Source organism: Shinella sp. WSJ-2 (assembly GCF_003432075.1).
Classification (GTDB): Bacteria; Pseudomonadota; Alphaproteobacteria; order Rhizobiales; family Rhizobiaceae; genus Shinella.
Window position 1 is genome coordinate 1 of record NZ_QWBU01000003.1, and the last position, 24,034, is coordinate 24,034.

Below are 24,034 nucleotides of genomic sequence, written 5' to 3' on the forward strand. Positions count from 1 at the left end.
CTCAGTAACGCCATGTCAATCACTCCACAGCCCTCGCTGAAAACTCGCGAGGGACGGTTGAAACATGGGTCAATTCTCAATGGAAATATCGGGCTATGCCGGGTCAGTTCTCAGTGGCAATCAACACACACGCATTAAGTGTGGATTTTACTTGCCTCAACGAAAAGCAAGATTCCGGCGCAGAGGAGGCAAACCGGTCGATTCGGAAGTATCTATAGTATATTTCGAAGCATATCTCTTGGTTAGCAATTATTGCAAAACTCCCGGTTGGTTGAATTGCTTGATCAGCGTGCGATAATATTCTCTGTAAGGTCGTTGAATCTTACGATCTCAAGAAAACAAGGAGATAGACTATGGGTATCATCAGCAAAGCGGCCGCATCGGCCCACCGCGCCCGCCCCTTTTATGAGGAGCACGAAATCAGCGATGAGCTGAAGAGCGTGCTCGAGGAGGAGGCCAAGCACCTTGTCGGCGCGCGGCGCCGATCGACGGAGGATGCATTCGAAGAGGGGGAGCGTTTCGATAGGATCGCCACGCTTCTGCCCGAAGGGACCTTGGAGAAATGGGCGGTCGAATGTTGCGGCTACACCGCGCGGCACGTGCGCACCAAGCGTGCGGTCCACCGCAACCTTCAGGCCTATAAGGAGATCCTGGTTGCGCTTGCCGTGGGTCCGACCGTGCTTGGAAAGATGAGTGCGGCCACGCCCGAGCAGGTCGAACAGATCATCGGCTTTGCTAGCACGCATGATCGGCTGCGGGTTCAGGATGTCACGGCGATCATGTCCGGGTCAAAGGAGGACGTCGAGGAGAAGCCCGAACTCGATCCGTACGATGTCGGTGGGCCTGATGGGCTTAAGGCGATCATCGGCATCAAGGTGCGGGACGGCATGAAGTCGTTCGTGAGGCATATCGAGGAGATCCGCACCCATGTGCTGGAGGCCTTGCCGAAGAACAACATCGTCAAGAAGGACCTCGCCGCGAAAATCCACCTCACGGCACGCCTCGCAAACCGCGAGTTGGAAAGCCTTGTGCAGTTCGTCCGGCCGCATCCGAACGACAGGCACACCATGACCTCGACCGAATTGCCGGCGAAATCCGGTTGGGAAAAGGTCAGCCGGTTGCTCTACAAGATGGGTAGCGAGACTTCTTGGCCTGACAAGGCCGAGCTTCGGACCTGGCTGGAGACAGAGGTCGTGCCGCTTCTGAACTGGGTGGTTCCCGAAAAGGGCGACCCGGTCAGGCCGGAGGTCAAGGCTGATGTTGCAGCAAGCGTGGTCGCGTCTGCCAACGCTGTCGCGGACACTTCGGCCCCGGCGAAAACCTCGGCCTCGCCTAAGGCAAAGGCATCGAGCAGGCCGTCGTTGGAGGAGAACCTGGCGAGGCTCACGGATGGATTTGCCGCCATCATGACCGGTGACTTCAAGGTGCCCGCATCTGACGATGACGCCATCCCTTCGGTGGCCGAGGCGCTCGCCAAGCCTGAGAAGCGGTTTCAGCGCCCGGCGTTCATCGACAAGATCAAGCCGACTTCGCCACCGACGACCGCGGCGTGAAGCGGCAACGAAAACTGGAGGGCTGGATGTCCGGCCTTTCCATCAACATCGAGAGGGCCGCTTGTCGGCCCTTTCTCATTGGCGGCTTCGGTCGGGCATGATGATCGCTGAAGCGGTTGCCTTGCACTTGTCGCAGGCGCCCAGTGGGTCTCGGTTTAGAAGTCGCCGTGAGCCCGGCGTTAACCTTGTACCGGCTTCGTTCTCTTTTTGCAGTCCGGGACCTTGAGCCCAGCCTTGGGTCCTGTCAAGTTGAGGACGTTCCGGATGGCCGGAACAAGCGGCCCAAGCCGATGCTACCAACATCGACAAGGGCCTGACCGTCAACCTTGTACAAGAAGGAATCGGGCTATGAGCACGAATACCGTTTCTGTTCCCTCTGGGGAAGTTCTCCGTTCCATGATCGATGCGGCCGAGGCTGCCGCAGCTTCCAGATCCCGCCCACGCCCGTTCGGCCTTGGCCGCAATACGGCTCCGACTGCGGTTCACGAACCGGCGGTGCTGCGCCGTCATCCGCATCTGGTTCGCTTCGCCGATGTCGAGGCCGATCTCGACCTGCTGATCGACCGCGCCATTACCGCCATTGCCGATGGCGAACCGATCGAGGACGCGATCCTCGGCCACTACGTTCATATCGCCTCGCTGGTGCGGGCCGTCTCGTTCCGGGAGGGCAAGCTGTTGGAGCAGGCGGTCGAACGGCTGGCGAAAGCCAATCCCAACGTGCTGGTGCTGACCCAGTCGTTGAAGCTGCCGTTGGTCAAGGCGGCCATGGAAGCGGTGGCCGGAAACGACTGGTCGAGCCTCGATGGCGTGAAGCTCGATTGCGAGGCGCCGGCCAAGGGCAGCTACACGCCGGACCTGATCGTCGTGAACCGCGCCCGGCACACGGCCTATATCCTCGACGTCAAACGGTCGCTCGCGTCCTATGGCGACACGAGCCGGCTTGAGGAACTGAAGCTCAAGATGATGGCGTCGGCGATGGTTCTGCCGGACTGGCTCTACAAGAACCAGAAGCGGCTGATGGTGGATGCGGTCGAAGTGGCGATCGTCGACGGCGCCAGCCGCCCGAGCGATCATGCCAACGGGGTCTGGGCGCTCTCAGAACTCGACGACCTCTTGGAGATCGATGGTGTGGCCGACTGCATGGCCGAACTGCGTCTGCGCTTCGGCATCCGGGTGCAGCAGCTTCTCGAAGCCGAGGCGTGCAAGGCACTTGGCCTGGACAGGGCGCCCGTCATGGATCCGCGAGCGATGTCCTCGGCTGTGACCGCGGCGCTCCATCCGCGGATCAACCTCAATGGACCGAGCCGGAGTTACGAAGAAGATCTGGCTGCCCGATCTTGCGACGATGACGATCTGCGCGATCGCCTCGATGATGACGGCTTCAGGGACGCCTATGAAACCGAGGATGATGAACCGGTCCCCATGTTTGTGCGGGTTGGCTTTGCCCGACGCCATCGGCACTGATCGAGCACGTCACCCGACTGCCGTTGATGCCTATTGCCTGATGGCCTGACCGCCGCGCCCTGACGCTTGCCGTCAGGCGCCGGATGTCGACCGCCATGTGTGACCATCAGGCCTCGAGGCCGCGGTTTTCCCTTTCCATCTCCCAATGACGCTGGACCCGAGCGTGGTTCGGCGAAGGAGTTTCCATGTCTTCCGACATCACCCCGGATGCGCCGCCACGCATCCGCTGCGAGGCAATCAAATCGCCCTCGACGTCACTGAACCCCACCTGTCATCATTCGCATGGCACCGTCCTCCGCTATCTCGGACCTGCTCGTCATGATCCGCCTGCTGACCATCCGGCGTTCCTGATCGGACTGGCGCTTGGTCATGTCAGGCAGGGCGATGGTCTGACCGGCACCGTGCCGGACACGGTCATCAGCCGACTGCAGGCGCAGGCCGATCGTGGCAATCCCGCCTGCCGCCTGCTGCTCGACTGGCTCGGTAACCGCAATCGCAATCTCGTGGCTCAGCTTCAGTCGGATGCTGAGGATCCGAGTCTAGCCGCGCCCCGTCCGCTTCGTCGCCGGATCCGGGAGCGTCGCCGGGCTGGGCCGGGGAGTTTGAAGAAACACACGGCGGTGAAGGCGGGATCATCCGGTCCTAAAACGGCAATTATTGCCGCGATGACGGAGGGCCGGATCGATGAATAAACTCGCCCGTCTTCTGCTGTGCCGTCTCGACCGTGTCGCCCGCCAGGACGCCCAGCGCAACGCCCATGCCAATGGGCTTCTGTCTCTGAAGATCGTCGAGGTCGATGGTCATCTCCTGCGTCGCTACAGTCCCGCATTTGATACCGAGCGAATGGGGGGCGATCGGGATCGGGACCTCGCCTGGATCCGCCGCACCTTCGCGGCCTATCTTCTGCCGCCGCCCCAGCAGTCCGACATTGTGGTGACTGAGGGGAAGGCGTCGACAGCGTTGCTACCGTCGCTCTACCGGCCAGGTCAAGCCACAGCCGATGATCATGCCGCAGCAGTCGATCACAGACGCCGTGCCTATGCCGTCGGTCTTGTTGGCCGGGCGGGCCGGGCACCGCTGGTCAGTAACATCGTGGCGGCTCTGGTGCTGGCGCGCGCGATCGAAAACACGCGCATGCCGCTTGCCAGGATCGTCCAGACGATTGCCATGGCGGCGCCAGTTGTCTCATTGCACGCACCCGTGGCCGGCTTCGAACGGGCCATGCGGCGGTTGATCGAATTGCCGGGCTTTCTTCCCGGGGCTGTTCCGAACGGCATCGACGGTGACTATGTCTATGACGATGGCAGCTTCGCGGTCGCCGAAGGCACAGGGCGTGCGTACATCCAGTTCATCGGCGAGTCGGTCCATCGCCTGACAGGCGCCACGCTTCAGCGGCGACTGGTCAATGCGCTGACGCGGGATTATCCGGTCGTTGCGATCTCGGAGACGGCACAGCACATCCCATCCGAGATCAGCATCGCGGCCGATGTCGCTCTGGTGGGCGGCTGGTTGGACTATCCCTTCGTCAGCATGATGCTTGAGGCCATGTATGGTGATGTCGGTCTGGCGGCGCTCACCCGATGGACGACCGCTTATGACGCGCATTATCTGACCATCGATGACGTGGTGCTGGCCTTCCGGCCGGGTCGCGGCGCGCCAGAAGTGATTGACGTGCTGGCCTCGCTGACCGAGCGCAATCGTGTTGCCGCTCGCGATGGCGATGATGAGGACGACGAACCAGCATCCAAGGCCACCGGAAAATCCTCGAAGTCGAAACAGGACGCGTCGCCGGAGAAATCCTCCTCCGGAAAAGACAGTGGCGGCGGGTGGAAGCGTGACAAGCCGTCGGGTGCCGAGGTCATCCAGCCGGAGCCATGGGGGCCGGGGCAAGACGATCGCCCGTCGCTGATGGTCGAGACGCTCTCCGGATACGGCAAGGCCAAGACCTGGGCGCTGGATCTCAAGGCCGATCTCGCCGATCACAGGGCAGGGGCTCTCGCCTGGTCTGACATGAGCACCAAACTATTGCTGCACGGTCCGCCCGGGACCGGCAAGACGACGTTTGCGCGGGCGCTGTGCAACAGCCTGCAGGTGCCGCTGGTCGCCACATCGGTCTCGACCTGGCTGCAGGGCGGCCATCTCAACGATGTCATCGCCAAGATGGCCAAGACCTTTGCCGAGGCCCGCGCGATTGCCCCGTCCATTCTGTTCATCGACGAGATCGATGGCATCGGCAAGCGGCAGCCGGCAGAGCGGGAATATGCGGACTACTGGAACACGGTGGTCAACAAGGCGCTCGAACTGCTGGACGGCGCCGTGAAATCCGAAGGGCTGGTCATCGTGGGGGCCACCAATCGGCCGGACCAGATTGATGATGCAATCAAACGCTCCGGGCGACTGGAAACGCATATCGAAATCCCGATGCCTGATGTCGCAACGCTTGCGGCCATCTTTATGCATCATCTCGGTGACGATCTGGCGGTGCTGATTGGCGATGCTGGAAAACTGAACGGTGAGGCTCACGACGAAGTGGAGGCGGACGCCGCGGGAACGCATGTGGAAGGCCCGCCGCCGCCAGAAAATGATGCCGCCGGAGACAGTGATGAACACGGCTCAGGTGACACCCGGAAAGGAAGGACGACATGACAACGACATCGAAGCATCTCGAACCGGGCACACCTGAGGCAGCCGCGTCGGTGCTAAAGCGGCTGGCAACCAAGGCGATGGGCCTGACCGGAGCCGACATCGAGCGGATCGTTCGCCAGGCACGGCTGAAGGCACGGCGCGAGAAGCGTGCGATCCGGTTCGAGGATCTTGAGGACGGTATCCGAATGGACCGGCCGCAGGTGCCTTATGATCTGCGGTGGCGCTTCGCGATCCACGAAGCCGGACATGCGGTCGTCCATCATGCGCTGCGGCTCGGCCCGATCCATGGCCTGAACATCGATACATCGGGAGGCGGTGGCTATAGCCAGCTCGGCTTCACCGCGTCCGGCAGCGATACGCTCGGCTATCGCGAGGACATGCTTGCGATGCTGATGGCCGGGCGGGCCGCGGAACAGATTGTGGTCGGTGCGATCTCCTCGGGCTCCGGCGGCACCGAGGACAGCGATCTCGCGCGGGCAACGAGACTGGCGCTCGCCATGGAGCGTTCCCTGGGCTTCGGCGCGATCCAGCCACTGCTCTATCGTGATGACAAGGACCCGACCGCCGTGCTTGACAGCAATCCGGATCTCGCGGCGCGCATTCATGCACGATTGGAAAAGGCGCTGGCGCGGGCAGTCGAGGTTCTGGGCGAGAACAGGGACAAGCTCAATGCCCTCATCAAGGCCCTGTTCGATGCCCAGGCTTTGGATGGCGGTGCCGTCAAGCAGCTTCTCAGGCAGGGTGATCGGACGGCTGGAAACTGACAGCATGCCGTCCGACCAAACGGCGCCTGGCGCCCGGTGCTAGGGCAATGATGTGACCTGATCTGGCTTGAGTTGGCTTGGATTGCAGACGACTTGTCTCAAGTTGCCCGCAATCTAAGACAAGTTGCGCTCATTTGATTCCGTGGTCTGGATTTTTGATTCGAAGTTCCAGGAGGCTGATTCAGCAACGGCGTTTGCCTCGGGGTAACCTGTGTCGATGCGACATGACGTGCCCGCACGTTGAGGCAAATTGCGGTCTTTTGATTCAAGGTCCCAGGCCACCGATTCTCAACTCTGGAATTCCGATTCCGCCAAACGGCGCTTGCGCCGGTCAGCCGGTCCCTCGACCATAGGAGAGGCCGAGGAGCAGGAGGGTGGAGATCATGAGTATCACGATGGCAAGGCAGCGGCAGAAGGCGCTTCGCGACGCCAACAGGCAGGCACGGCGTCCCGACCGCGACGATGTTGCAAGGGTGGCGTTGTTCTGGTTGATCCGCCGCGCCGTGGACAAGGGCCAGGAGGCCGAGCTTGAAACGTTCCAGGGCGTGATCGTCTCCATGCTGACCGAGCAGGGCTTCGATGGGCGCGAATGCGATGCCGTCTTCGATGACCTCGTCGCCAAATACCGGTCCGGTGGTCTTCCCTTCCGCAGGAAGCTCCATCTGCTCTTTCCGGACCGAAACGAACGGGAGACGTGAGCCGTCACTCTATCGACCCGGCGACTTCCTCCACCATCCTCTTCCCACGGTCCTCGCGCCAAACGGCGTTTGCTCATTGGATACCTGCTCCCCCCATTACTTCTTAAAACGCCGTTTGATTCTGAATCGATTTTCCAGAGTGCGATAACGCACCCGTCGTGTTGCTGCGCCATGCAGCGAGGCAAGGTGCGGAAATTATTTCCGCACCGGTTTCATCACTTCTTGCCTTCACGTGCCCATGGCGGTGGTTGCCTGTTTTCGACCCAAGGGAGGAGTTGCAATGGTTTTCGCTCGATGCCCGCCGTGATGACAGGATAGTGCTTCAAGGCCTCGCGCATCAGCGGAAGGCCTGCCGGATTGGTGTAGCGCGTGTTCGTTTCGCTACCCTCGCTTAACCGTCCGGAAATGTCATCGATCACCTCCGTCGAGACGCCCGCCTGCTTCAGCGTATCAGCCATGCCATGCCGAAGCGCGTGAATGGCACGCGACCACATGTTCTTGCCAAGCGCAGCCTGCATCACAGGGACGAAGGTATCGTAGAACCTATTGCCGGGATCGTTGTCCGTTTTGTCCGAAAAGAGATCCGGAAAGAGCTGCACGTATCCCAGCTTCTTGATTGCCTGGACATATCGATGAATCCAAGCCGTACCATCTCATCCGGCAAGGGCAGCAACCGCTGAGATTGAGTCGTCTTCAACCGGCGTGTTTCGTTGGTTCGAAGAATGATGACATAGCCTTCTTCGTCCTTTGCTATGTCATCGACATGAAGCCCGGCAAACTCCTTACGTCTGGGACCGAGATAGGTGAGGAGGATCGGCAAAAAATAGAGCGAATCGTGGAAGACCTGCGTGCCAGCCTTTCGCCGTCTTCCCCGCAGATGATCCTGAGAGCCCACATACACCGGACTGGAGAAGATCGGAATGATGTCCTGAGGTTTCGGTTTGTACTGCCGCTGGCGAATGTCTCCAGCCTTGGGCTTTCGTGGACGTAGACCTTCGAAGGTCCAACCCTCAATTTCGAATCCGTGGCCTTTCAGATGCTTGAGGAAATGGCTGAGGTTTCCGAAGTGCTTGCGGATCGTCGCGGCGGCAAGGCCGACCTTCGGCTTTGTTCCGGATGCTTCCGCCGCTCGGCGCATCTCGTTACCTTTGGCGCGTAGTTCCGGCGCCGACATCACGCGCATCCGGCTGCTGCGGCCCCAGTCGGTGGGGATGTCATTGAAGTGCTGGCGCAACAGGCCGATGTGATATTGCTCGATCTGCCCGGAATGCTCGACACCATGTTCAACAAGCACGGACTGATACATGCGCACAAGGGCCTTGGCGTCACGGGCAGTCTCAGCCGTCCACTCGTTGCCCATGTTGGCGATAAGCTTGTCACACTCCTGTTCGAAGTCCGAAACCGCGACCACCCGCTGTCCGGCTTCTGAAGCCTTCGACCCCGCCTGTTTCTTCGTGGCTGAGGGTTGGATCAGGTCGAGGTAGGCGATTTCCGGATCGTCCGGCGCGGCAGTCAGAGCTGATGCGGATGGTCGTTCAACAACCGAAGGCGGCGGTAAAGGATCAGAGTCTGGGGTCGGAGGTTCGGCTTCCGTGACCTCGGCATTTGGCGTCACGGCTCTTCCGCCGCCCGTGAATTCGCTCCGACTTTTGTCCACCAGTTCGTGGCGCTCTTCGATATGGAGAAGAGCCGCGGCGCGACCCTCGAAGATCTTGGACATGGCGCGCTGACGATTAGCGACGGTGTCGTCAATTTCGAATTGGTAGATCAGCCGTCGGATGCCGTCTTCAAAACCGGGGCTGCGCGCCACGGTCAGTTCGCCGCGATAGTTTGCCCGGATGGCATCGACATGCGATGCCGGCACGCCATTGTTCAAAAGATAGGTCAGGCCCGCGCAGTCATTCTCCAGAGACAGATCCACGCGCGTTCCGAACTTTGCCAGGAGCTGGCAGGCCCATCCCGCTTCGAGATCGAGTTCCATCTCCTCGATATTGCCGCCACGCCCATTGCGCCTTGCCAGCGTGTTGATGTCGTCGAGCCGTTCGAGTTCCTTGTCACGCTCATGCTCGAACAGTTTTTGGAGCTGTAGCTTGGACATCGTTTCCTTCGAGTTCAACTTCAATTCGGCCAGTCGCGTGTTGAGCTTCCGGCCGATGATCTGAGCCTTCTTATGGTCTGAACAGTGAAGGCTGAGTGAAAGGCGGCTGCCGGGACGGCAGTGGATAAAGGCGGCCGGGACGCGTGGCCGCCAATAGAAGATGTTTCCGCGGCGGATCAGATTCTCGACCTCGTGGCGCACGGCCATGTCAAATGCCCTGTCTTTGCCCCGAGGTTCGTCCATCGCGTAAATCTCGCGTGGGCATCACCTCTGGGCACCAGTTTTGGGCATCAGGTCGCCAATGATGCCAAAACACTATCCGGCACGACTGGAAAATCAAGGAATTAAGGGCTTTTAGGGAGAATTGGCTGGGGAACCTGGATTCGAACCAAGATTAACGGAGTCAGAGTCCGTCGTTCTACCGTTGAACTATTCCCCAGCATGGCTGGTTCCGGCATGGCCGGGGCCTGTGAGGCGGGCTTATAAACAAACGGCAGCGAGATGCAAATGGTTTTTTTGAGAAAATTGCATCAGGTTTCGCAGGGCCTCCTGCTTCGCAGTTTCGTCATAAAAAGAATTTGGCGAACGGGCCGGGCGCTGGTAATGTCGCGCCAACGAAGATCGAGAGAGCGCCTGCTTGCAGCCCCAGGGTTTTGCGCGGCGCCATAGGCAGTAACGTGAACGACCCCGACAGCGGCGAAAAGCCGTCCGTTTCCGGGGCGCGAGTTGCGGACGATACGGGACGACCAAAGCGGTCGCGCCGTCGCAAGGGAAAGCAGAAGGGCGCAAGCTCCGCTGCCGTTTTCCCGTCCGCAGGCCAGGCGGCCGGTTCAACCGCAGTCGCCGAGCGCCCCCAGTCCGCACCGAGCGGCACCCCTGCGCGCAGAAACAAGCGTCGCAAGCACGGCAAGAGCGCCGACGGCGAAAATGTGCGCCCGCTTGCGCCCGTCGGCCAGCGTGAAGGTTCTCAACAGAATCAGCATTCGGCAGATGGCCACAAGGCACGGCGCAAGCATCGCGGCCGCAAATCCGCCGTGCGTTCCACGCCAGCCGTTGCCAAGACGGCCATCGTGTCGCTTGTGGCGGAAACGATGGCCGAGCAGCGGCCCGTTTCGCATGAGCCGCGCCGCGAGGCCGTGCCGCCACGCGCCGCCGAGCGTGATGGCTACGATGCACCGCTCTACGCCGCGCTCGATCTGGGCACCAACAATTGCCGACTGCTCATCGCCCAGCCGACGCGGCCGGGGCAGTTCCGCGTCGTCGATGCCTTTTCGCGCATCGTGCGGCTCGGTGAGGGGCTTGCGGCGAGCGGCCGTCTTTCCGACGAGGCGATGGACCGCTCTGTCGAGGCCCTGAAAATCTGCGCGGCGAAGCTGAAGAGCCGCAACATCCGCCGCGCCCGCCTGATCGCCACCGAGGCCTGCCGCGCGGCAACGAACGGCGAGAGCTTCCTTGAGCGGGTGAAGCAGGAGACGGGGCTCGATCTCGAAATCATCAACCGCGAGACGGAAGCTCGGCTTGCCGTGTCCGGTTGCTCGTCACTGGTCGGGCGCGAGGCGAAATCCGTCGTGCTGTTCGATATCGGCGGCGGTTCCTCGGAAATCGCGGTCATCCGCATCGGCGACAACCGCTCCAGCCGGCTTGCCAACCACATCACGCACTGGACCTCGCTGCCGGTCGGCGTCGTGACGCTGTCGGAGCGCCACGGCGGGCGGGATGTCACGCCGGAAAGTTTTCAAGGCATGGTCTCGGAGGTCGAGGGCATGCTGGCGAATTTCGATTGCCCCGCTGAAAGCGCGCATGCGCCGGAGGATTTCCATCTTATCGGCACGTCAGGCACGGTCACGACGCTCGCCGGCGTGCATCTTGACCTGCCGCGCTACGATCGTCGCCGCGTCGATGGCGTGTGGCTGTCGGACGATGAAGTCACGGCCATGCAGGCGCGGCTGCTGTCCTGGGACTTTTCCGCCCGCGCCGCCAACCCCTGCATCGGGCCCGACAGGGCCGATCTCGTGCTGGCCGGCTGCGCCATTCTCGAAGCGATCCGCAAGCGCTGGCCTTCGCGCCGCATGCGCGTCGCCGACCGCGGCTTGCGGGAAGGCCTGCTCACCGACATGATGGCTGATGACGGCGTCTGGCGCCGTGGCCGCCACCGCCGCAACCATCGCGGCGGGCACCGCAACCCGGCAAAGCCCGAAGGACAGGCGTCATGACCAAGCCCCCCATCGGCCGCAAGCTCGGCCAGAAGGTCAAGAAGGGCAAGCTGAAGGCCTCCTCCCGTCGCTGGCTGGAGCGCCACATCAACGATCCCTATGTGCAGCGCGCCAAGCTGGAAGGCTATCGCGCCCGCGCGGCCTTCAAGCTCCTGGAGATCGACGAGAAGCACCACATTCTCGATGGCGCCCGGCGCATCATCGACCTGGGGGCCGCGCCTGGAAGCTGGTCACAGATCGCAGCAAAGGTGACAAACTCGACCGATGCCGATCCGCGCGTCGCGGCGATCGACTTCCTGGAAATCGATCCGCTGCCGGGCGTGCGCATCCTGCAGATGGACTTTCTCGAGCCGGATGCGCCGGAAAAACTGATCGAGGCCGTCGGCGGCACGCCGAACCTCGTGATATCGGACATGGCGGCGCCGACGACCGGCCATCGCCAGACGGACCACATCCGCACCATGCATCTATGCGAGGTCGCGGCGCATTTCGCGATCGAGGTTCTGGCGGAGGGCGGCCACTTCCTGGCGAAAACCTTCCAGGGCGGCACGGAGCGGGAGCTACTCAATCTGCTCAAGCAGAATTTCAAGCAAGTCATCCATGTGAAGCCGGGCGCCTCGCGCGCCGAATCGGTGGAAATGTTCCTGCTCGCCAAGGGCTTCAAGGGCCGCAAGGCGCGCGACGAGGCGACCGAAGCCGAGGAGGAGTCGTGATGCTGCTCTACACCACCGTCGGCACCAACGATCTTGAACGCGCCGGCCGCTTCTACGATGCCGTCCTGCCGCTCATCGGCTATATCAGGCAGAAGCAGGGGCCCGATGAAATCGGCTATGGCGCCGATGGGGACGTGCGCTGCCGCTTCTGGGTGGTCGAGCCCTTCAATCGCGAGCCCGCCACCTTCGGCAACGGCGTGACCATCGCCTTCGACGCGCCGACCCGTGCTTCCGTCGATGCGTTTCATGCGGCGGCGCTTGCACAGGGCGGCACGGATGAGGGCGCGCCGGGCATCCGGCCGTTCCACGCCAACTTCTACGCGGCCTTCGTGCGCGATCACGACGGCAACAAGCTCGTCGCCGTCTGCGAAAAGCCGGAATAGGCGTCCTACTTCACCGCAATCGTTTCCTCTTCCTCGGCCCCCATGCGGTGGCCGGAGACGGAGGCGCCTGCGTTTTTCGCCATGGTGAGGAAGGGCAGCGCCGCAAGCAGGGTGATGGCGGAGATTACCATGAAGGCGATCTGGAAATCACGCAGTTCGAGCGGCGAGCCGGTCAGCGAGGTCTCGATTTCGAGGATCGCACCGGCCACCGCCACGCCCATGGCAAGGCTCATCTGCTGAAGCACGGCGCTCATCGATGTCGCCTTGCTGGCATCCGAATCCGGAATATCGGCGAAGGAGAGCGCGTTCACGCTGGTAAAGAAGAACGAGCGCACGAAGCCTGCGATCAGCAGCACGCCGGCAATGAACCAGAAGGGCGTGGTCGGCGCGAAAAGCCCGTTCACGAAGGTCAGCGCCGCGCCGAAGATGCTGGCGACGATCAGCGTCGTGCGGAAGCCGGCGATCGTCAGGACACGCTTGGCGATGACCTTGGTGGTGATCGCGCCGATCGCGCCGGTGAATGTGACGAGGCCGGACTGGAAGGGCGTGAGCCCGAAGCCGACCTGCAGCATCAGCGGCATCAGGAAGGGCACCGCGCCGACCGAGATGCGAAACAGCGTGCCGCCGACGGAGGCGGCGCGGAACGCGCTGTCGCGGAAGAGCTTGAGGTCGAGCAGCGGCGTCGGGTGGCGCTTTGCATGGCGCACGTAGAGCACGCCGCAGGCAAGGCCGACCACGGTGGAGACGATGCCGATGACAGGCGGAAGCGCCGGCAGGCTGATGACGGAAAGGCCGAACATCGTGCCGGAGGCGGCCACCGCGCTGAGGAAGAAGCCCGTCCAGTCGAGCGGCGGCGGGGCGGCGGCGCGGATTTCCGGCAGGTAGATGCCCGAGAGGATATAGCCGATGATGCCGACCGGCACGTTGATCAGAAAGATCCAGTGCCAGGAGAAATAGGTGGTGATGAAGCCGCCGAGTGGCGGGCCGGCCAAAGGCCCGACAAGGGCGGGAATGGTGAGCAGCGCCATGGCCGAGACGAGCTCGGAGCGGGAGGTGGAGCGCACCAGCACGAGGCGGGCGACCGGCGTCATCATCGCCCCGCCCATGCCCTGCAGGAAGCGCGAGACGACGAAGGCGACGAGGCTGTCGGCGACGGCGCAGAGGATGGAGCCGGCGACGAAGACCAGGATGGCGAGGCGGAAGATGCGCTTGGCGCCGAAGCGGTCGGCCATCCAGCCGGAGAGCGGAATGAAGGTGGCGAGCGACACCATATAGGCGGTCAGCGCCAGCTTCAGCGTGATCGGCCCCACGCCGAGATCGGCGGCGATGGCCGGCAGCGAGGTGGCGATGACGGTAGAATCCATCTGCTCCATGAAGAGCGCGACGGCGAGGATGAGGGGAACGATACGGTTCATCGGCAAATCGGGGTAGGAGGCCCTCGTGCAGACCCATCCGTCTTCTGCGCCCCGCATTGCCATCTGTCAAATCCTCGGGATCACAAGGCCGTGATGCGGCGGGACGGGATCGTGACAGCGCCCTAGATCGTCGCGTGTCATCCTCACGCCGAAGCCCGTGCCTATAACGGCGAAACGTTTTTCAGAAGGGAAGATCCATGGCAGACCATTCGACAATCTCGCGCCGGTCCTTGTTTCTCGCCGCGGGCGTGACGACATTGGCCGCACCGCTGCTGATGAACCGCGCGGGCGCCCTTGCCCAAACCGAAAGCGATGCCACCGATATGCGCGTAAGCCCCCTCGAAGCTCGCAGCTTCAAACTCGGCAGTTTCCGCGTGCTGGCCATCCGCGACGGCATGCGCGCCTCCGACAAGCCGAACGAGACATTCGGCATCAACCAGTCCGCCGAGGCCGTCGGCGCGCTTCTGGCGGAAAACTTCCTGCCGGCGGACAAATTCGTCAACAGCTTCACGCCGACGCTTGTCGATACGGGGTCGGAAGTCGTGCTGTTCGATACCGGCATGGGCGAGGGCGGGCGCGACGCCGGCATGGGCCGTCTTCTCGAAGGTCTGAAATATGCCGGCTACACGGCCGACCAGATTTCCGTCGTCGTCATCACCCACATGCATGGCGATCATATCGGCGGGCTGATGGAGGGCGGCAAGCCGGCCTTTCCGAATGCCCGCTACGTCACCGGCCGCACGGAATACGATTTCTGGGTCAATCCGGAGCGCATGGGTACGCCCGCCGAGCAGGGCCATCAGGGCGTGCTGGCCAAGGTGCAGCCGCTCGCCGAAAAGCTGACCTTCATCGAGGACGAAGGCCAGGTCGTGCCCGGCATTACCGGTCTCGACGCCTTCGGCCATTCACCCGGTCACATGATCTTCCGCGTCGAATCGGAAGGTAAGGCGCTCATCCTGACGGCTGACACCGCCAATCACTTTGTGCTTTCCCTCCAGCGTCCGGACTGGGAGGTGCGCTTCGACATGGACAAGGCCCAGGCCGCGGCAACGCGCAAAAAGGTCTTCGACATGATCGCGACCGACAAGCTCGCCTTCCTCGGCTACCACATGCCTTTCCCGGCGGCAGGGTTCGTGGAGAAAGCCGGCGAGGGCTATCGCTTCGTGCCTGTAAGCTATCAGTTCGATCTCTGAGCACACCATCTGTGTGCAGGATGAGGCCCGGAAGGCATTCCGGGCTTTTTTGCTATTTCCAAGCCGTCATGAACGTGTTACCAGCCCTCGCCAACTTCCAAGAATTTCTTGCAAGCGACCGAGGCGGACATCTCCCAATGTTCCCCTTGGTGCGTAAGCTTTACCCTGAAGGAACTTGGCCCATGGCGCGCATCATTGAAACGGCAACCGGTCTCGAAGCCCTGACCTTCGACGACGTTCTCCTGCAACCCGGCCATTCCGAGGTCATGCCGGGCCAGACGAACATAGCGACCCGCATCGCACATGACTTCGAACTCAACCTGCCGATCCTCTCCTCCGCCATGGACACGGTGACGGAAAGCCGTCTCGCCATCGCGATGGCGCAGGCCGGCGGCCTCGGCGTCATCCACCGCAACCTGACGCCCGCCGAACAGGCCGAGGAAGTCCGTCAGGTCAAGAAATTCGAAAGCGGCATGGTCGTCAACCCGGTCACGATCGGTCCGGACGCCACACTCGCCGACGCGCTGGCACTGATGAAATCCCATGGCATTTCCGGCATCCCGGTCGTCGAGAACGGCGGCAACGGCAAGGCGGGCCGCCTCGTCGGCATCCTGACGAACCGCGACGTACGCTTCGCTTCCGACCAGAGCCAGAAGATCTATGAACTGATGACCCGTGAGAACCTGATCACGGTGAAGGAAAGCGTCGACCAGCAGGAAGCCAAGCGCCTGCTGCACACGCACCGCATCGAGAAGCTGCTGGTGGTCGACGGCGACGGCCGCTGCGTCGGCCTTATCACGGTCAAGGACATTGAGAAGTCGCAGCTCAATCCGAACGCCTCCAAGGATGCACAGGGCCGCCTGCGTGCTGCCGCCGCCATCTCGGTCGGCGACGACGGTTTCGAGCGCGCCGAGCGCCTGATCGAGGCCGGCGTCGATCTCATCGTCGTCGATACCGCGCATGGCCATTCGCAGCGCGTGCTCGACGCCGTCGGCCGCGTCAAGAAGCTCTCCAATTCCGTGCGCATCATGGCCGGCAATGTCGCTACGGCCGATGGCACGAAGGCGCTGATCGATGTCGGTGCCGATGCCGTCAAGGTCGGTATCGGCCCGGGCTCTATCTGCACCACGCGCATCGTCGCCGGCGTCGGCGTGCCGCAGCTCGCCGCCATCATGTCCTCTGTCGAGGCCGCGCAGGCCCAGGGCATTCCCGTCATCGCCGATGGCGGCATCAAGTTCTCCGGCGACCTTGCCAAGGCGATCGCCGCCGGTGCCTCGGCCGTCATGGTCGGCTCGCTGCTCGCCGGCACGGATGAAAGCCCGGGTGAAGTGTTCCTCTATCAGGGCCGTTCCTTCAAGGCCTATCGCGGCATGGGGTCCGTCGGCGCCATGGCACGCGGCTCGGCAGACCGCTACTTCCAGGCGGAAGTGCGCGACACGCTGAAGCTGGTGCCCGAGGGCATCGAAGGCCAGGTGCCGTACAAGGGTCCGGTCTCGGGCGTGCTGCACCAGCTCGCCGGCGGCCTCAAGGCCTCGATGGGGTATGTCGGCGGCAAGGACCTTCGGGAATACCAGGAACGCGCCACCTTCGTGCGCATCTCCGGCGCGGGCCTGCGCGAGAGCCATGCGCATGACGTGACGATCACCCGCGAGAGCCCCAACTATCCGGGTGCCGTCTGATCGCTTCGTCAAAAATGGACGTGTTGGAATGCCCGGTTCTGCCGGGCATTTTCATTTTGCGCGCTTGATTCCTGTTCCGTTTTTTCAAGCATGCGCTAAGATTGCCGTACCGGCAATTTCGCCGGTTATCTGGGGGATATCATGAAGACGTTTTTGGCTGGCGCCGTTCTGGCTCTGGGGCTGGTTTCGTCCGCGCATGCGCAGACGGTGAGTGCCGGCACGTATAATGTTGAAGGCACGAACCTCGACGGCTCCGCCTACACGGGCACCGCGACGATCGAGCTGACCAGCGAGACGACCTGCTCGATCGAGTGGCACACCGGATCGACCACTTCGAACGGCATCTGCATGCTCTATGGCGATGCTTTCGCCGCCGGCTATGTGCTGGATGATGCCGTCGGCCTCATCGTCTACCACGTCAAGGGCGATGGCGTGCTGGAAGGCGCCTGGACGATCAGTGGCAAGGACGGCTCGGGCACCGAGAACCTGACATTGCAGCAGTAAGTCTCTTCCTTCGGCTTGCCGCAAAGGCCGTTTCCGGTTGAGCCTTTGGCCGGAAACCCCTATCAAGGGGCCCGAAACGACAAGCCGAAGGATAAACATGTCTCCCACGGAAGCCACGATCTGGCCTGTCATCGCGCATGTCGCGCTGGTCTTCGTCCTCTATTTCCTGTTGTCCTCCCGCCGCATGGGCGCGGTGAAATCGGGGCGGGCAAAGCCTGAACAGTTCCGCGAGAACCGCGACGAGCCGGCCGAAAGCGTGACTGTCAAAAACGCCATCGCCAACCAGTTCGAACTGCCGGTTCTGTTCTATGTGGTCAGCGTTTTCCTGTATCTCGTCGATGCCGACAATCCGGTGACGGTTGCTGGCGGCTGGCTGTTCGTGGCGCTGCGCTACGCCCACGCTTATGTGCATGTCACCAGCAACCGCCTGCGCTATCGCCGGCCGCTGTTCATCGCGGGGCTCGCGGTCGTCGGCCTTCTTTGGATATGGCTCGGCGTCTGGCTCGCCTTCACCTGAAATTTTGTCAGCACTGAATAAAGCAAATCACTGATCCGTTTGAGAAAACGGGGCCGGGTTCCGACGGATCCGGCCCCGTTCTTTTAGGGGCAACAGCACCATCGCAATCCAAAGGCCAGCAAAACATTGCGGCTTCAGGCGTGCGATATCATCACTCATTACGGGATTATTTTCGTGCCATCTCTCGCGACCAAAACGTTCGCCGCCCTTGCCGCGGCGGCCATGCTCACCTCCGTGCCTGCCGCCTACGCCGCCGGCATGAAGTTCGATATCAAGAATGACTCCGAATACATCATCGACGGTTTCTATACCGGCGAGGGTGGGGAATGGAGTGCCAACTGGATGAACTTCAAGCTTAATGGCGGCGAAAGCGCCAATATGGAGTTCAACTACGACGGCCCGTGCGACGTCGAATTCTACGTCACCTGGGAAGGCGAGGACGGCTCGAGCATCAGGGGCGACGAGACGACGATCAATATCTGCGAAGCCAACACGATCTACTTCGACGGTAAGCAGGCGACATACGACTGATCTATCCGACGGGATGGAAATCGAGGCCCCCGGCGTGGCAGCATGCCGGGGTCTTCTATGGTGCGGTGATGTCGAGCCGCATGGCGCAACGCGTGTCGCGTCGCAGCCCGTGAGTGTCCTCGAGGTCGAGCAATGCCTGCAAGCGCGGCGAAAGCGCATCCTCGTCCAGCACACGAAACCCGAGCCGTTCGTAGAACGGACAGTTCCAGGGAATGGTGCGGAAGGTGGTGAGCGTCACGGCGTCGAGACCGCGAGCCGTTGCGCTGTCCACTGCGTGCATGATCAGCTTGCGGCCGATGCCGAAACCTTGATGCAGGTGATCGACGGAGATCTCGCAGATATGCAGCTCCTGGCCTGAAATCTCCGCGCTGAGGAAGCCGAGCGGATGATCGCCGTCATCGACGGCCACCCAGTTCGTCCCGGCCTCGAGGAGCGCGGTATGCACCTCCCCGCTTTGCACTTCCCCGACCGCAAGCCAGGAAAAGGCCTCGATCAGCCGGAAGGCCTGCGCGGCCGAGCGCTCGATCTGTCGCAACGCCTCCACATCGGCGTCGCGAACAGGGCGGATCGACACGCCGGAGGGTCCGGTCTTGACGAGGGGAACGCCGTCAAGCGGCAGCTGCGTCACCATCCCGGGAGGATATTCCCGGTCCGCAGGCGCGCCACGCGCGGGAAGACCTTCACATCCGCTTCCGGCAGGTCCTCAACCGCCGAGAGCGGCGTGATATTGTCGAGGCAGGCGGTGATGTGGCTGGTGATCGCGTTGGAAAGCGAGGGCGAAAGGCCTGGCCGGCGCATGATGCCAATCTGCACAGGGGCGAGCGGCGGGAAACCGTCAGCTTGCGTCAGCACCTTCATGCCGGGGCGCAATGCGGATTCCGGCAACACCGAGACTGCCATGCCGGCCATGACGGCGGCGGCGACGACGGTTGAGGACCAGCTGGTGAACAGGACCTGATAATCGCGCCCGACCGAATCGAGCGCGGCGCAGGCGATCTGCCGCCACTGGCAATCCCGCCGGCCCACGGCAAGCGGCACCGGCGCGCTTTCCGGCAGCGGATGGTTGGCCGACATGACCCAGCACAGCGGTTCCGTGCGCACCACGTCCGACTGACGCTGGCGCGGATTGTGCGTCACGAGCGCGATGTCGAGTTCGCCCTTGGCCATCTTCTCGGCGAGATCCACCGAGGGTTCGCAGACAATATAGAGCTCGACATTCGGATGCGTCTTTGCGAAGCGCATGATGATCTCGGGCATGTAGCGGTCGGCATAATCATCCGGCGTGCCGATGCGCAGCATGCCTTCAAGACGGTTGTCGTCAAAAGCGGCGATGGCCTCATTGTTGAGGCGCAGCATGCGGCGGGCATAGTTGAGCAGGCGCTCGCCCTCGGCGGTCAGCCGGTTGCCGCGGCCGTCCTTCATGAAGAGCTGCTTGCCGATGCGCTCCTCGAGGCGGCGCATCTGCATGGAAACGGCTGACTGGGTCTTGAATACCCGCTCGGCCGCGCGCGTGAAACTTCCGGTATCGGCAATCGCGACGAAGGTTTGCAGCTGGTCGATGTCTAGCGGAGCGGACATAAAGTCACCCATAAGATTGTTTGATTGATACTATTAGAAACATTCGTTGGACTGATCAATGAGATTCTGCGAAAAAGCAATTGTTGAACGATAGATCTCGAGTTGATCCATCGCTCGACGGGATCTGCCGTTTTGCTTCGACCTCCGCGGGCGGCTCTTCTTCAAACCTGACCTTTTAGCCGCCGCTCAATCCCTGTGAGCGGCGAATGATCACGGGCGTCGTGCGAAACCCCATCGAAGGACGATGGATCGCCGAGCCGGAAAGGAGAAATGCCATGCGCATGATCGACCGCAAGATGGAAATCGATATCCTCGCAACGCGCCGTCCGGCCTCGAACCTCTTTGCCCGCGTCAGCAATGCCGCCGCCAAATTTGTCCGCGCATGGCAGAACCGTCGCGTGATCAACCGCCTGAACGAACTCGACGACCACCAGCTCTATGACATGGGGCTGTGCCGCAACGATGTTCAGGACGTCCGCGCCGCATCCTTCTTCACGGATGCTGGCCTGCATCTGACGATCGCCTCGCGTGAGCGTGCCCGTCGTCACCTGCGCAGCGGCCGTCTGGATTGATTTTCGAGGGTGCTGGCCTCCGGCACCGCAGCATCGACGCAATTCCCGACGCAAAGCCGCCTCACGCTTTTGCTGGAATTGTTTGCCTTCCCCGCAGGGTGAGAGCCAATAACCCTGCCGCTTGCCCGGCGTGCGACTCCCAAGGTCCGCGTCGGGCATTTTTCATTCATTTCTCGCCAGATCCGCTTTACCTAAGGTAAACCACCCTCGGCTACCTTTCAGCTGGCAGCCGCCAACACGACGTTTGCGGGCATGATGCTGTCTGCCTATCCGGATGAGCCGGACCAACACCTTGTTGCTGGACGGATCGCCATGCGGATTTCGCGTAAACTGCCCATTGCTGCTGCCGTGCTCACGCTTCTTTCCATCGGTGCCGCCAGTGCCGTGTCGCTGGTCGTGTCGGGTGAAACCGTCACCGAGCAGGTAATGCAGAAGTTGGAGGCGACGGCCGATGGCCGGCGCAACGAGGCGCGCGCCTATCTGGACGGCATGAAGCTCGATCTGATCAGCCTCGCCTCGGCCATGCCGACGACGCAGGCTTTCTACGGCTTTGCCGGCGCCTGGGGCGCTCTCGGCAAGGACCCGGCCGGCGAGCTGCATGACCGCTACATCAAGAACAATCCGAACCCGCCGGGCGGGCGCGCGTTGCTTGATACCGCCAAGAAGGATAATTTCGACCGATCGCACAAGCAGTATCACGTCAGCTTCCGCAAGCACCTGGAATCCCAGGGCTACGCGGATCTCTACATGATCGACCCCAAGGGCAACGTGCTCTATTCCGTGTCGAAGGCTGAGGATTTCGGCACCAACGTGCTGACCGGTCCCTACAAGGACAGCGGCCTGACGGCTGCCTTCAACGATGCCACGGCGCTGAAGGAGCCGGGAAAAATCGTCTTCTCGGATTTTGCGGAGTACGCGGCGCTTGGCGGCGCACCGGCTGCCTTCGCCGCCGCACCGATCACCATGAACGGCCGCACGCTCGGCATCATGGCGATCCGCGTGCCGAACGCCAAGATCGACGCCATCTTCGGCAACAGCAAGGGCCTCGGTGAGACGGGGGAAACTGTGCTGGTGCGCGGCGATGGCACGGTGCTGACCGATTCCGCCCGCACGCCGGAAGCCGATGCGCTGAAGACCCGCCTCGATATTGCCGACCTGCCGGTGGGCAGCGAGACCTCCGGCGTCATCAGGGATGCCTCCGGTGCGGATCTCTATGCCGCAGCCTCGCCGTTGTCCTTCGGCGGCGCCGAATGGTCCGTTATCGCGAAGATATCGAAGACGGAGGCGACGGCCGGCCTGATGCGCGGCACGCTCATCGTGCTCGGTCTCACAGCCGCGATCATCGGCCTTGCCATCCTGGCGGCCATTCTCTTCTCCCGCGCCTTGACACGGCCGATCCACCAGCTGGTGAAGGCGATGACGGAGCTGGCTGCCGGCAACACCGACATTGCCCTGCCGAAGGAAAACCGCGCCGACGAGATCGGCGACATGGTGCGCTCCGTCGCTGTCTTCCGTGCCGCTGTGCTGGAAAAGGAGGCGCTGGAACGCGCAACCGCCGAAAACCGCGACCGGACCGTGCGTGAGCAGCAGGCGCAGGAGGCGGCCAAGGCCGAGCAGCAGAGGCAGGTCCAGGATGCCGTCGAAACGCTCGGGGCCGCGTTGGAGCGTCTCTCCGCCGGCGATCTCTCCACCGTCATACAGCATGAATTCGCGGGAGGGCTGGACGAGCTGCGCGTCGATTTCAACACCTCGGTACGCCGCCTTGCCGAGACCATCGCCGCCGTCTCGTCCAACGCCCGCTCGATCGACGGCAAGGTGGCGCATGTCGATGCCGCCGCGCGTGACATTGCCGACCGCACGGAAAGCCAGGTCGAGGCGCTGGAGCGCACGACGGCAGCGGTCGGTCAGATGATGCAGGCGATCCGCAGTTCCACCGAGCGCGCCGATCAGGCCTCACGCATGGCGACGGAGGCCAAGGGCAGCACGGATCTCTCGAGCCGCGTCGTCTCGGATGCGGTTTCCGCCATGGAGCGCATCGAAGGCGCGTCCCGCGAAATCTCCAGCATCATCAACGTCATCGACGAGATCGCCTTCCAGACCAACCTTCTGGCGCTGAATGCCGGCGTCGAAGCCGCGCGTGCGGGGGAGGCCGGCAAGGGCTTCGCGGTCGTTGCGCAGGAGGTGCGCGAGCTGGCCCAGCGTTCGGCCAATGCCGCCAAGGACATCAAGGCGCTGATCACCAAGTCGGGCGTCGAGGTGGCCAAGGGCGTGGATCTCGTGCAGCAGACCGGTGCGGCGCTTTCGGGCATCGCCGAGCAGGTGACGCGCATCAACGATCACATCCATTCGATTGCCGCCGCCGCCAATCAGCAATCCTCCAGCCTCGGCGATATCAGCCGTTCGATGAGTGCGATGGAGCAGGTGACGGCGCAGAACCGTCAGGCGGTCTCGCAAACCGCAGCCGGAATGTCCGGCCTTGCGGGAGACACAAGGTCGCTCGCCGCCATTGTCGCACGGTTTAACGTGCCCGAGGAGGCTGAAGTCACACGGACTGCGGCGTAAGTCTCAGCTCTTGTTGCCGGCGGTGTCCATGCCGCCGCGCATTGTTTCGAAGATCGACTCGATATTTCGCTGATAGTCTTTCTGCATGTCGAGGCCGGTGTCGAACATCGTGTTGACGAGGGTTTTCAGCGAATCCGCCGGTGTCGTTTCAGATGCAGCAGGTTTTTCGCTCGCTGCCGGCTGGCCGGCCATGCTTCCCATCATGTCCTGAAACGCCTTGGCGAAGGGATTGTCGGTGAAGGGATTGGAGGGCGCTTCGTCCTTTTTCTTGCCGAAGAATTCCTGCGCGGCCTGTGTGAACGGGTTGTCGGCGAAGGGGTTCGCCGGCTCGGGTTTCTTGGCAAAACCCGTCGCTTGCGCCCACTGCTGCATCATGTCGGCGAAAGGATTGGCTTGCGCGGATGCACCCGCACCGCTGGGAAAGAATGGGGCGAGTGACTGCTTGAAGATGCCGCCCATCAGCGTACTGGCCATGACCGGCAGCATCTGCTTGTAGATTTCCTGGCCGATGCCGGTCATCTGCGCCGCCTGTTCGGCTATGGCGCGGGAGACGTCTTTGTTGCCGAAGAGATGGCCGAGAATGCCGTTGCCTTCGGCCAGGCCCTGCGGCGTGAAGGCCTTGGAGACGTCCTCGAAATATTTGGCATGTTCGCCCGATGTCAGCGCCTTCATGAAGGCGGCCATGTCATAGGGATTGGCGGCGTTGCGCTTGAACCCCTCGGAGAAGGCCGGCATCAGCGCGGCGACGGCCTTGGCGGCCTGTTCCTGCGCAAGGCCGAACTGGCGCGCCATGGTCTCGACGGCATTGCCGTTCTGCGCCTGCATCATCATGTCGTAAAGCGAAAGCATTTTGTGTCCTTCCCCCAGAGCATTTCCGCGGCCCGCGGAAATGCTCTAATTTTTGTTATCGCATTATCCGACGCCGAAGCGGTAACGCTTCGGCTGGAAATG

General features: G+C 62.3%; 22 protein-coding genes and 1 tRNA gene. 16 read left to right on the forward strand and 7 right to left on the reverse strand.

The genetic code is table 11. The features are described 5' to 3' along the window. The first annotated feature begins 353 nt into the window (after positions 1–353). From D0Y60_RS07640 to D0Y60_RS07665, 6 genes are all read left to right on the forward strand, one after another. The gene (locus D0Y60_RS07640) at positions 354–1,553 is read left to right on the forward strand and encodes a hypothetical protein (RefSeq protein WP_117368485.1); all 1,200 of its coding nucleotides are present in this window, start codon (positions 354–356) and stop codon (positions 1,551–1,553) included. Positions 1,554–1,949: 396 nt separating this feature from the next. Further along, entirely contained in the window at positions 1,950–3,017 is a 1,068-nt protein-coding gene (locus D0Y60_RS07645) for a hypothetical protein (RefSeq protein ID WP_245409116.1), read from the forward strand. A gap of 185 nt (positions 3,018–3,202) precedes the next feature. Continuing rightward, the gene (locus D0Y60_RS07650; RefSeq protein ID WP_117368489.1) at positions 3,203–3,709 is read left to right on the forward strand and encodes a hypothetical protein; all 507 of its coding nucleotides are present in this window, start codon (positions 3,203–3,205) and stop codon (positions 3,707–3,709) included. Further along, positions 3,702–5,663, forward strand: coding sequence for an ATP-binding protein (locus D0Y60_RS07655; protein ID WP_117368491.1), 1,962 nt, complete (start codon positions 3,702–3,704; stop codon positions 5,661–5,663). The genes D0Y60_RS07650 and D0Y60_RS07655 overlap by 8 nt, the downstream gene beginning before the upstream one ends. After that, positions 5,660–6,427 carry an ATP-dependent Zn protease gene (locus tag D0Y60_RS07660; RefSeq protein ID WP_117368493.1) on the forward strand — a complete coding sequence of 256 codons (768 nt, stop codon included), beginning with the start codon at positions 5,660–5,662 and terminating at the stop codon, positions 6,425–6,427. Before D0Y60_RS07655 ends, D0Y60_RS07660 begins: the two co-directional genes overlap by 4 nt. Before the next feature lie 383 nt (positions 6,428–6,810). After that, positions 6,811–7,125 carry a hypothetical protein gene (locus D0Y60_RS07665; RefSeq protein WP_117368495.1) on the forward strand — a complete coding sequence of 105 codons (315 nt, stop codon included), beginning with the start codon at positions 6,811–6,813 and terminating at the stop codon, positions 7,123–7,125. A gap of 215 nt (positions 7,126–7,340) precedes the next feature. On the opposite strand, the gene D0Y60_RS25005 is transcribed toward D0Y60_RS07665, so the two are convergent. The 3 genes from D0Y60_RS25005 to D0Y60_RS07675 form a co-directional block, all read right to left on the reverse strand. Beyond that, a complete protein-coding gene (locus D0Y60_RS25005; RefSeq protein WP_245409117.1) occupies positions 7,341–7,643 on the reverse strand; it encodes a hypothetical protein in 303 nt (100 codons plus the stop codon). Further along, positions 7,643–9,430, reverse strand: coding sequence for a DUF6538 domain-containing protein (locus D0Y60_RS07670; RefSeq protein ID WP_245409118.1), 1,788 nt, complete (start codon positions 9,428–9,430; stop codon positions 7,643–7,645). The genes D0Y60_RS25005 and D0Y60_RS07670 overlap by 1 nt, the downstream gene beginning before the upstream one ends. Positions 9,431–9,588: 158 nt before the next feature. Next, a tRNA-Gln gene (locus D0Y60_RS07675) sits at positions 9,589–9,662 on the reverse strand. A 238-nt stretch (positions 9,663–9,900) separates the two neighbouring features. On the opposite strand from D0Y60_RS07675, the gene D0Y60_RS07680 reads away from it, so the two are divergent. Genes D0Y60_RS07680 through D0Y60_RS07690 form a run of 3 tightly spaced genes read left to right on the forward strand, consistent with a single transcriptional unit; the run spans position 9,901 to position 12,532 of the window. Then, positions 9,901–11,436: a Ppx/GppA phosphatase family protein gene (locus D0Y60_RS07680; protein WP_117368497.1), complete on the forward strand. Its 1,536-nt coding sequence runs from the start codon at positions 9,901–9,903 to the stop codon at positions 11,434–11,436. After that, a complete protein-coding gene (locus D0Y60_RS07685) occupies positions 11,433–12,149 on the forward strand; it encodes an RlmE family RNA methyltransferase (RefSeq protein ID WP_117368500.1) in 717 nt (238 codons plus the stop codon). The genes D0Y60_RS07680 and D0Y60_RS07685 overlap by 4 nt, the downstream gene beginning before the upstream one ends. Next, positions 12,149–12,532 (forward strand): VOC family protein, encoded by a 384-nt coding sequence (locus D0Y60_RS07690; protein ID WP_117368502.1) that lies wholly within the window; start codon positions 12,149–12,151, stop codon positions 12,530–12,532. Before D0Y60_RS07685 ends, D0Y60_RS07690 begins: the two co-directional genes overlap by 1 nt. Positions 12,533–12,537: 5 nt before the next feature. Here D0Y60_RS07690 and D0Y60_RS07695 read toward each other — a convergent pair whose 3' ends face one another. After that, positions 12,538–13,947, reverse strand: a complete 1,410-nt coding sequence (locus D0Y60_RS07695) for a DHA2 family efflux MFS transporter permease subunit (RefSeq protein WP_117368504.1) — start codon at positions 13,945–13,947, stop codon at positions 12,538–12,540. A gap of 197 nt (positions 13,948–14,144) precedes the next feature. On the opposite strand from D0Y60_RS07695, the gene D0Y60_RS07700 reads away from it, so the two are divergent. The 5 genes from D0Y60_RS07700 (at position 14,145) to D0Y60_RS07720 (ending at position 18,371) form a co-directional block, all read left to right on the forward strand. Continuing rightward, on the forward strand, positions 14,145–15,140 hold the full coding sequence (locus D0Y60_RS07700) for an MBL fold metallo-hydrolase (RefSeq protein ID WP_117368506.1): 996 nt from the start codon (positions 14,145–14,147) through the stop codon (positions 15,138–15,140). Positions 15,141–15,322: 182 nt separating this feature from the next. Continuing rightward, positions 15,323–16,819, forward strand: coding sequence for an IMP dehydrogenase (gene guaB / locus D0Y60_RS07705; protein WP_117368508.1), 1,497 nt, complete (start codon positions 15,323–15,325; stop codon positions 16,817–16,819). Between the two features lie 141 nt (positions 16,820–16,960). Continuing rightward, positions 16,961–17,323, forward strand: coding sequence for a hypothetical protein (locus D0Y60_RS07710; RefSeq protein WP_117368510.1), 363 nt, complete (start codon positions 16,961–16,963; stop codon positions 17,321–17,323). 97 nt (positions 17,324–17,420) lie between these two features. Then, entirely contained in the window at positions 17,421–17,840 is a 420-nt protein-coding gene (locus D0Y60_RS07715; protein WP_117368512.1) for an MAPEG family protein, read from the forward strand. A 174-nt stretch (positions 17,841–18,014) separates the two neighbouring features. Next, on the forward strand, positions 18,015–18,371 hold the full coding sequence (locus D0Y60_RS07720; RefSeq protein ID WP_147324508.1) for a hypothetical protein: 357 nt from the start codon (positions 18,015–18,017) through the stop codon (positions 18,369–18,371). Between the two features lie 55 nt (positions 18,372–18,426). Here the strand turns inward: D0Y60_RS07720 and D0Y60_RS07725 are convergent, their stop codons facing one another. Both D0Y60_RS07725 and D0Y60_RS07730 read right to left on the reverse strand, forming a co-directional pair. Continuing rightward, positions 18,427–19,002 (reverse strand): GNAT family N-acetyltransferase, encoded by a 576-nt coding sequence (locus D0Y60_RS07725; RefSeq protein ID WP_117368516.1) that lies wholly within the window; start codon positions 19,000–19,002, stop codon positions 18,427–18,429. Continuing rightward, on the reverse strand, positions 18,996–19,949 hold the full coding sequence (locus tag D0Y60_RS07730) for a LysR substrate-binding domain-containing protein (RefSeq protein ID WP_117369640.1): 954 nt from the start codon (positions 19,947–19,949) through the stop codon (positions 18,996–18,998). Before D0Y60_RS07730 ends, D0Y60_RS07725 begins: the two co-directional genes overlap by 7 nt. A gap of 275 nt (positions 19,950–20,224) precedes the next feature. Here D0Y60_RS07730 and D0Y60_RS07735 point away from each other — a divergent pair, with 275 nt between their 5' ends. Both D0Y60_RS07735 and D0Y60_RS07740 read left to right on the forward strand, forming a co-directional pair. Further along, positions 20,225–20,521, forward strand: a complete 297-nt coding sequence (locus D0Y60_RS07735; protein ID WP_158565426.1) for a DUF1127 domain-containing protein — start codon at positions 20,225–20,227, stop codon at positions 20,519–20,521. A gap of 312 nt (positions 20,522–20,833) precedes the next feature. Continuing rightward, complete coding sequence (locus D0Y60_RS07740) at positions 20,834–23,083, forward strand: methyl-accepting chemotaxis protein (protein WP_158565428.1); 2,250 nt, start codon at positions 20,834–20,836, stop codon at positions 23,081–23,083. Positions 23,084–23,086: 3 nt separating this feature from the next. On the opposite strand, the gene D0Y60_RS07745 is transcribed toward D0Y60_RS07740, so the two are convergent. Next, positions 23,087–23,932, reverse strand: coding sequence for a DUF937 domain-containing protein (locus D0Y60_RS07745; protein WP_117368522.1), 846 nt, complete (start codon positions 23,930–23,932; stop codon positions 23,087–23,089). Positions 23,933–24,034 lie beyond the last annotated feature (102 nt).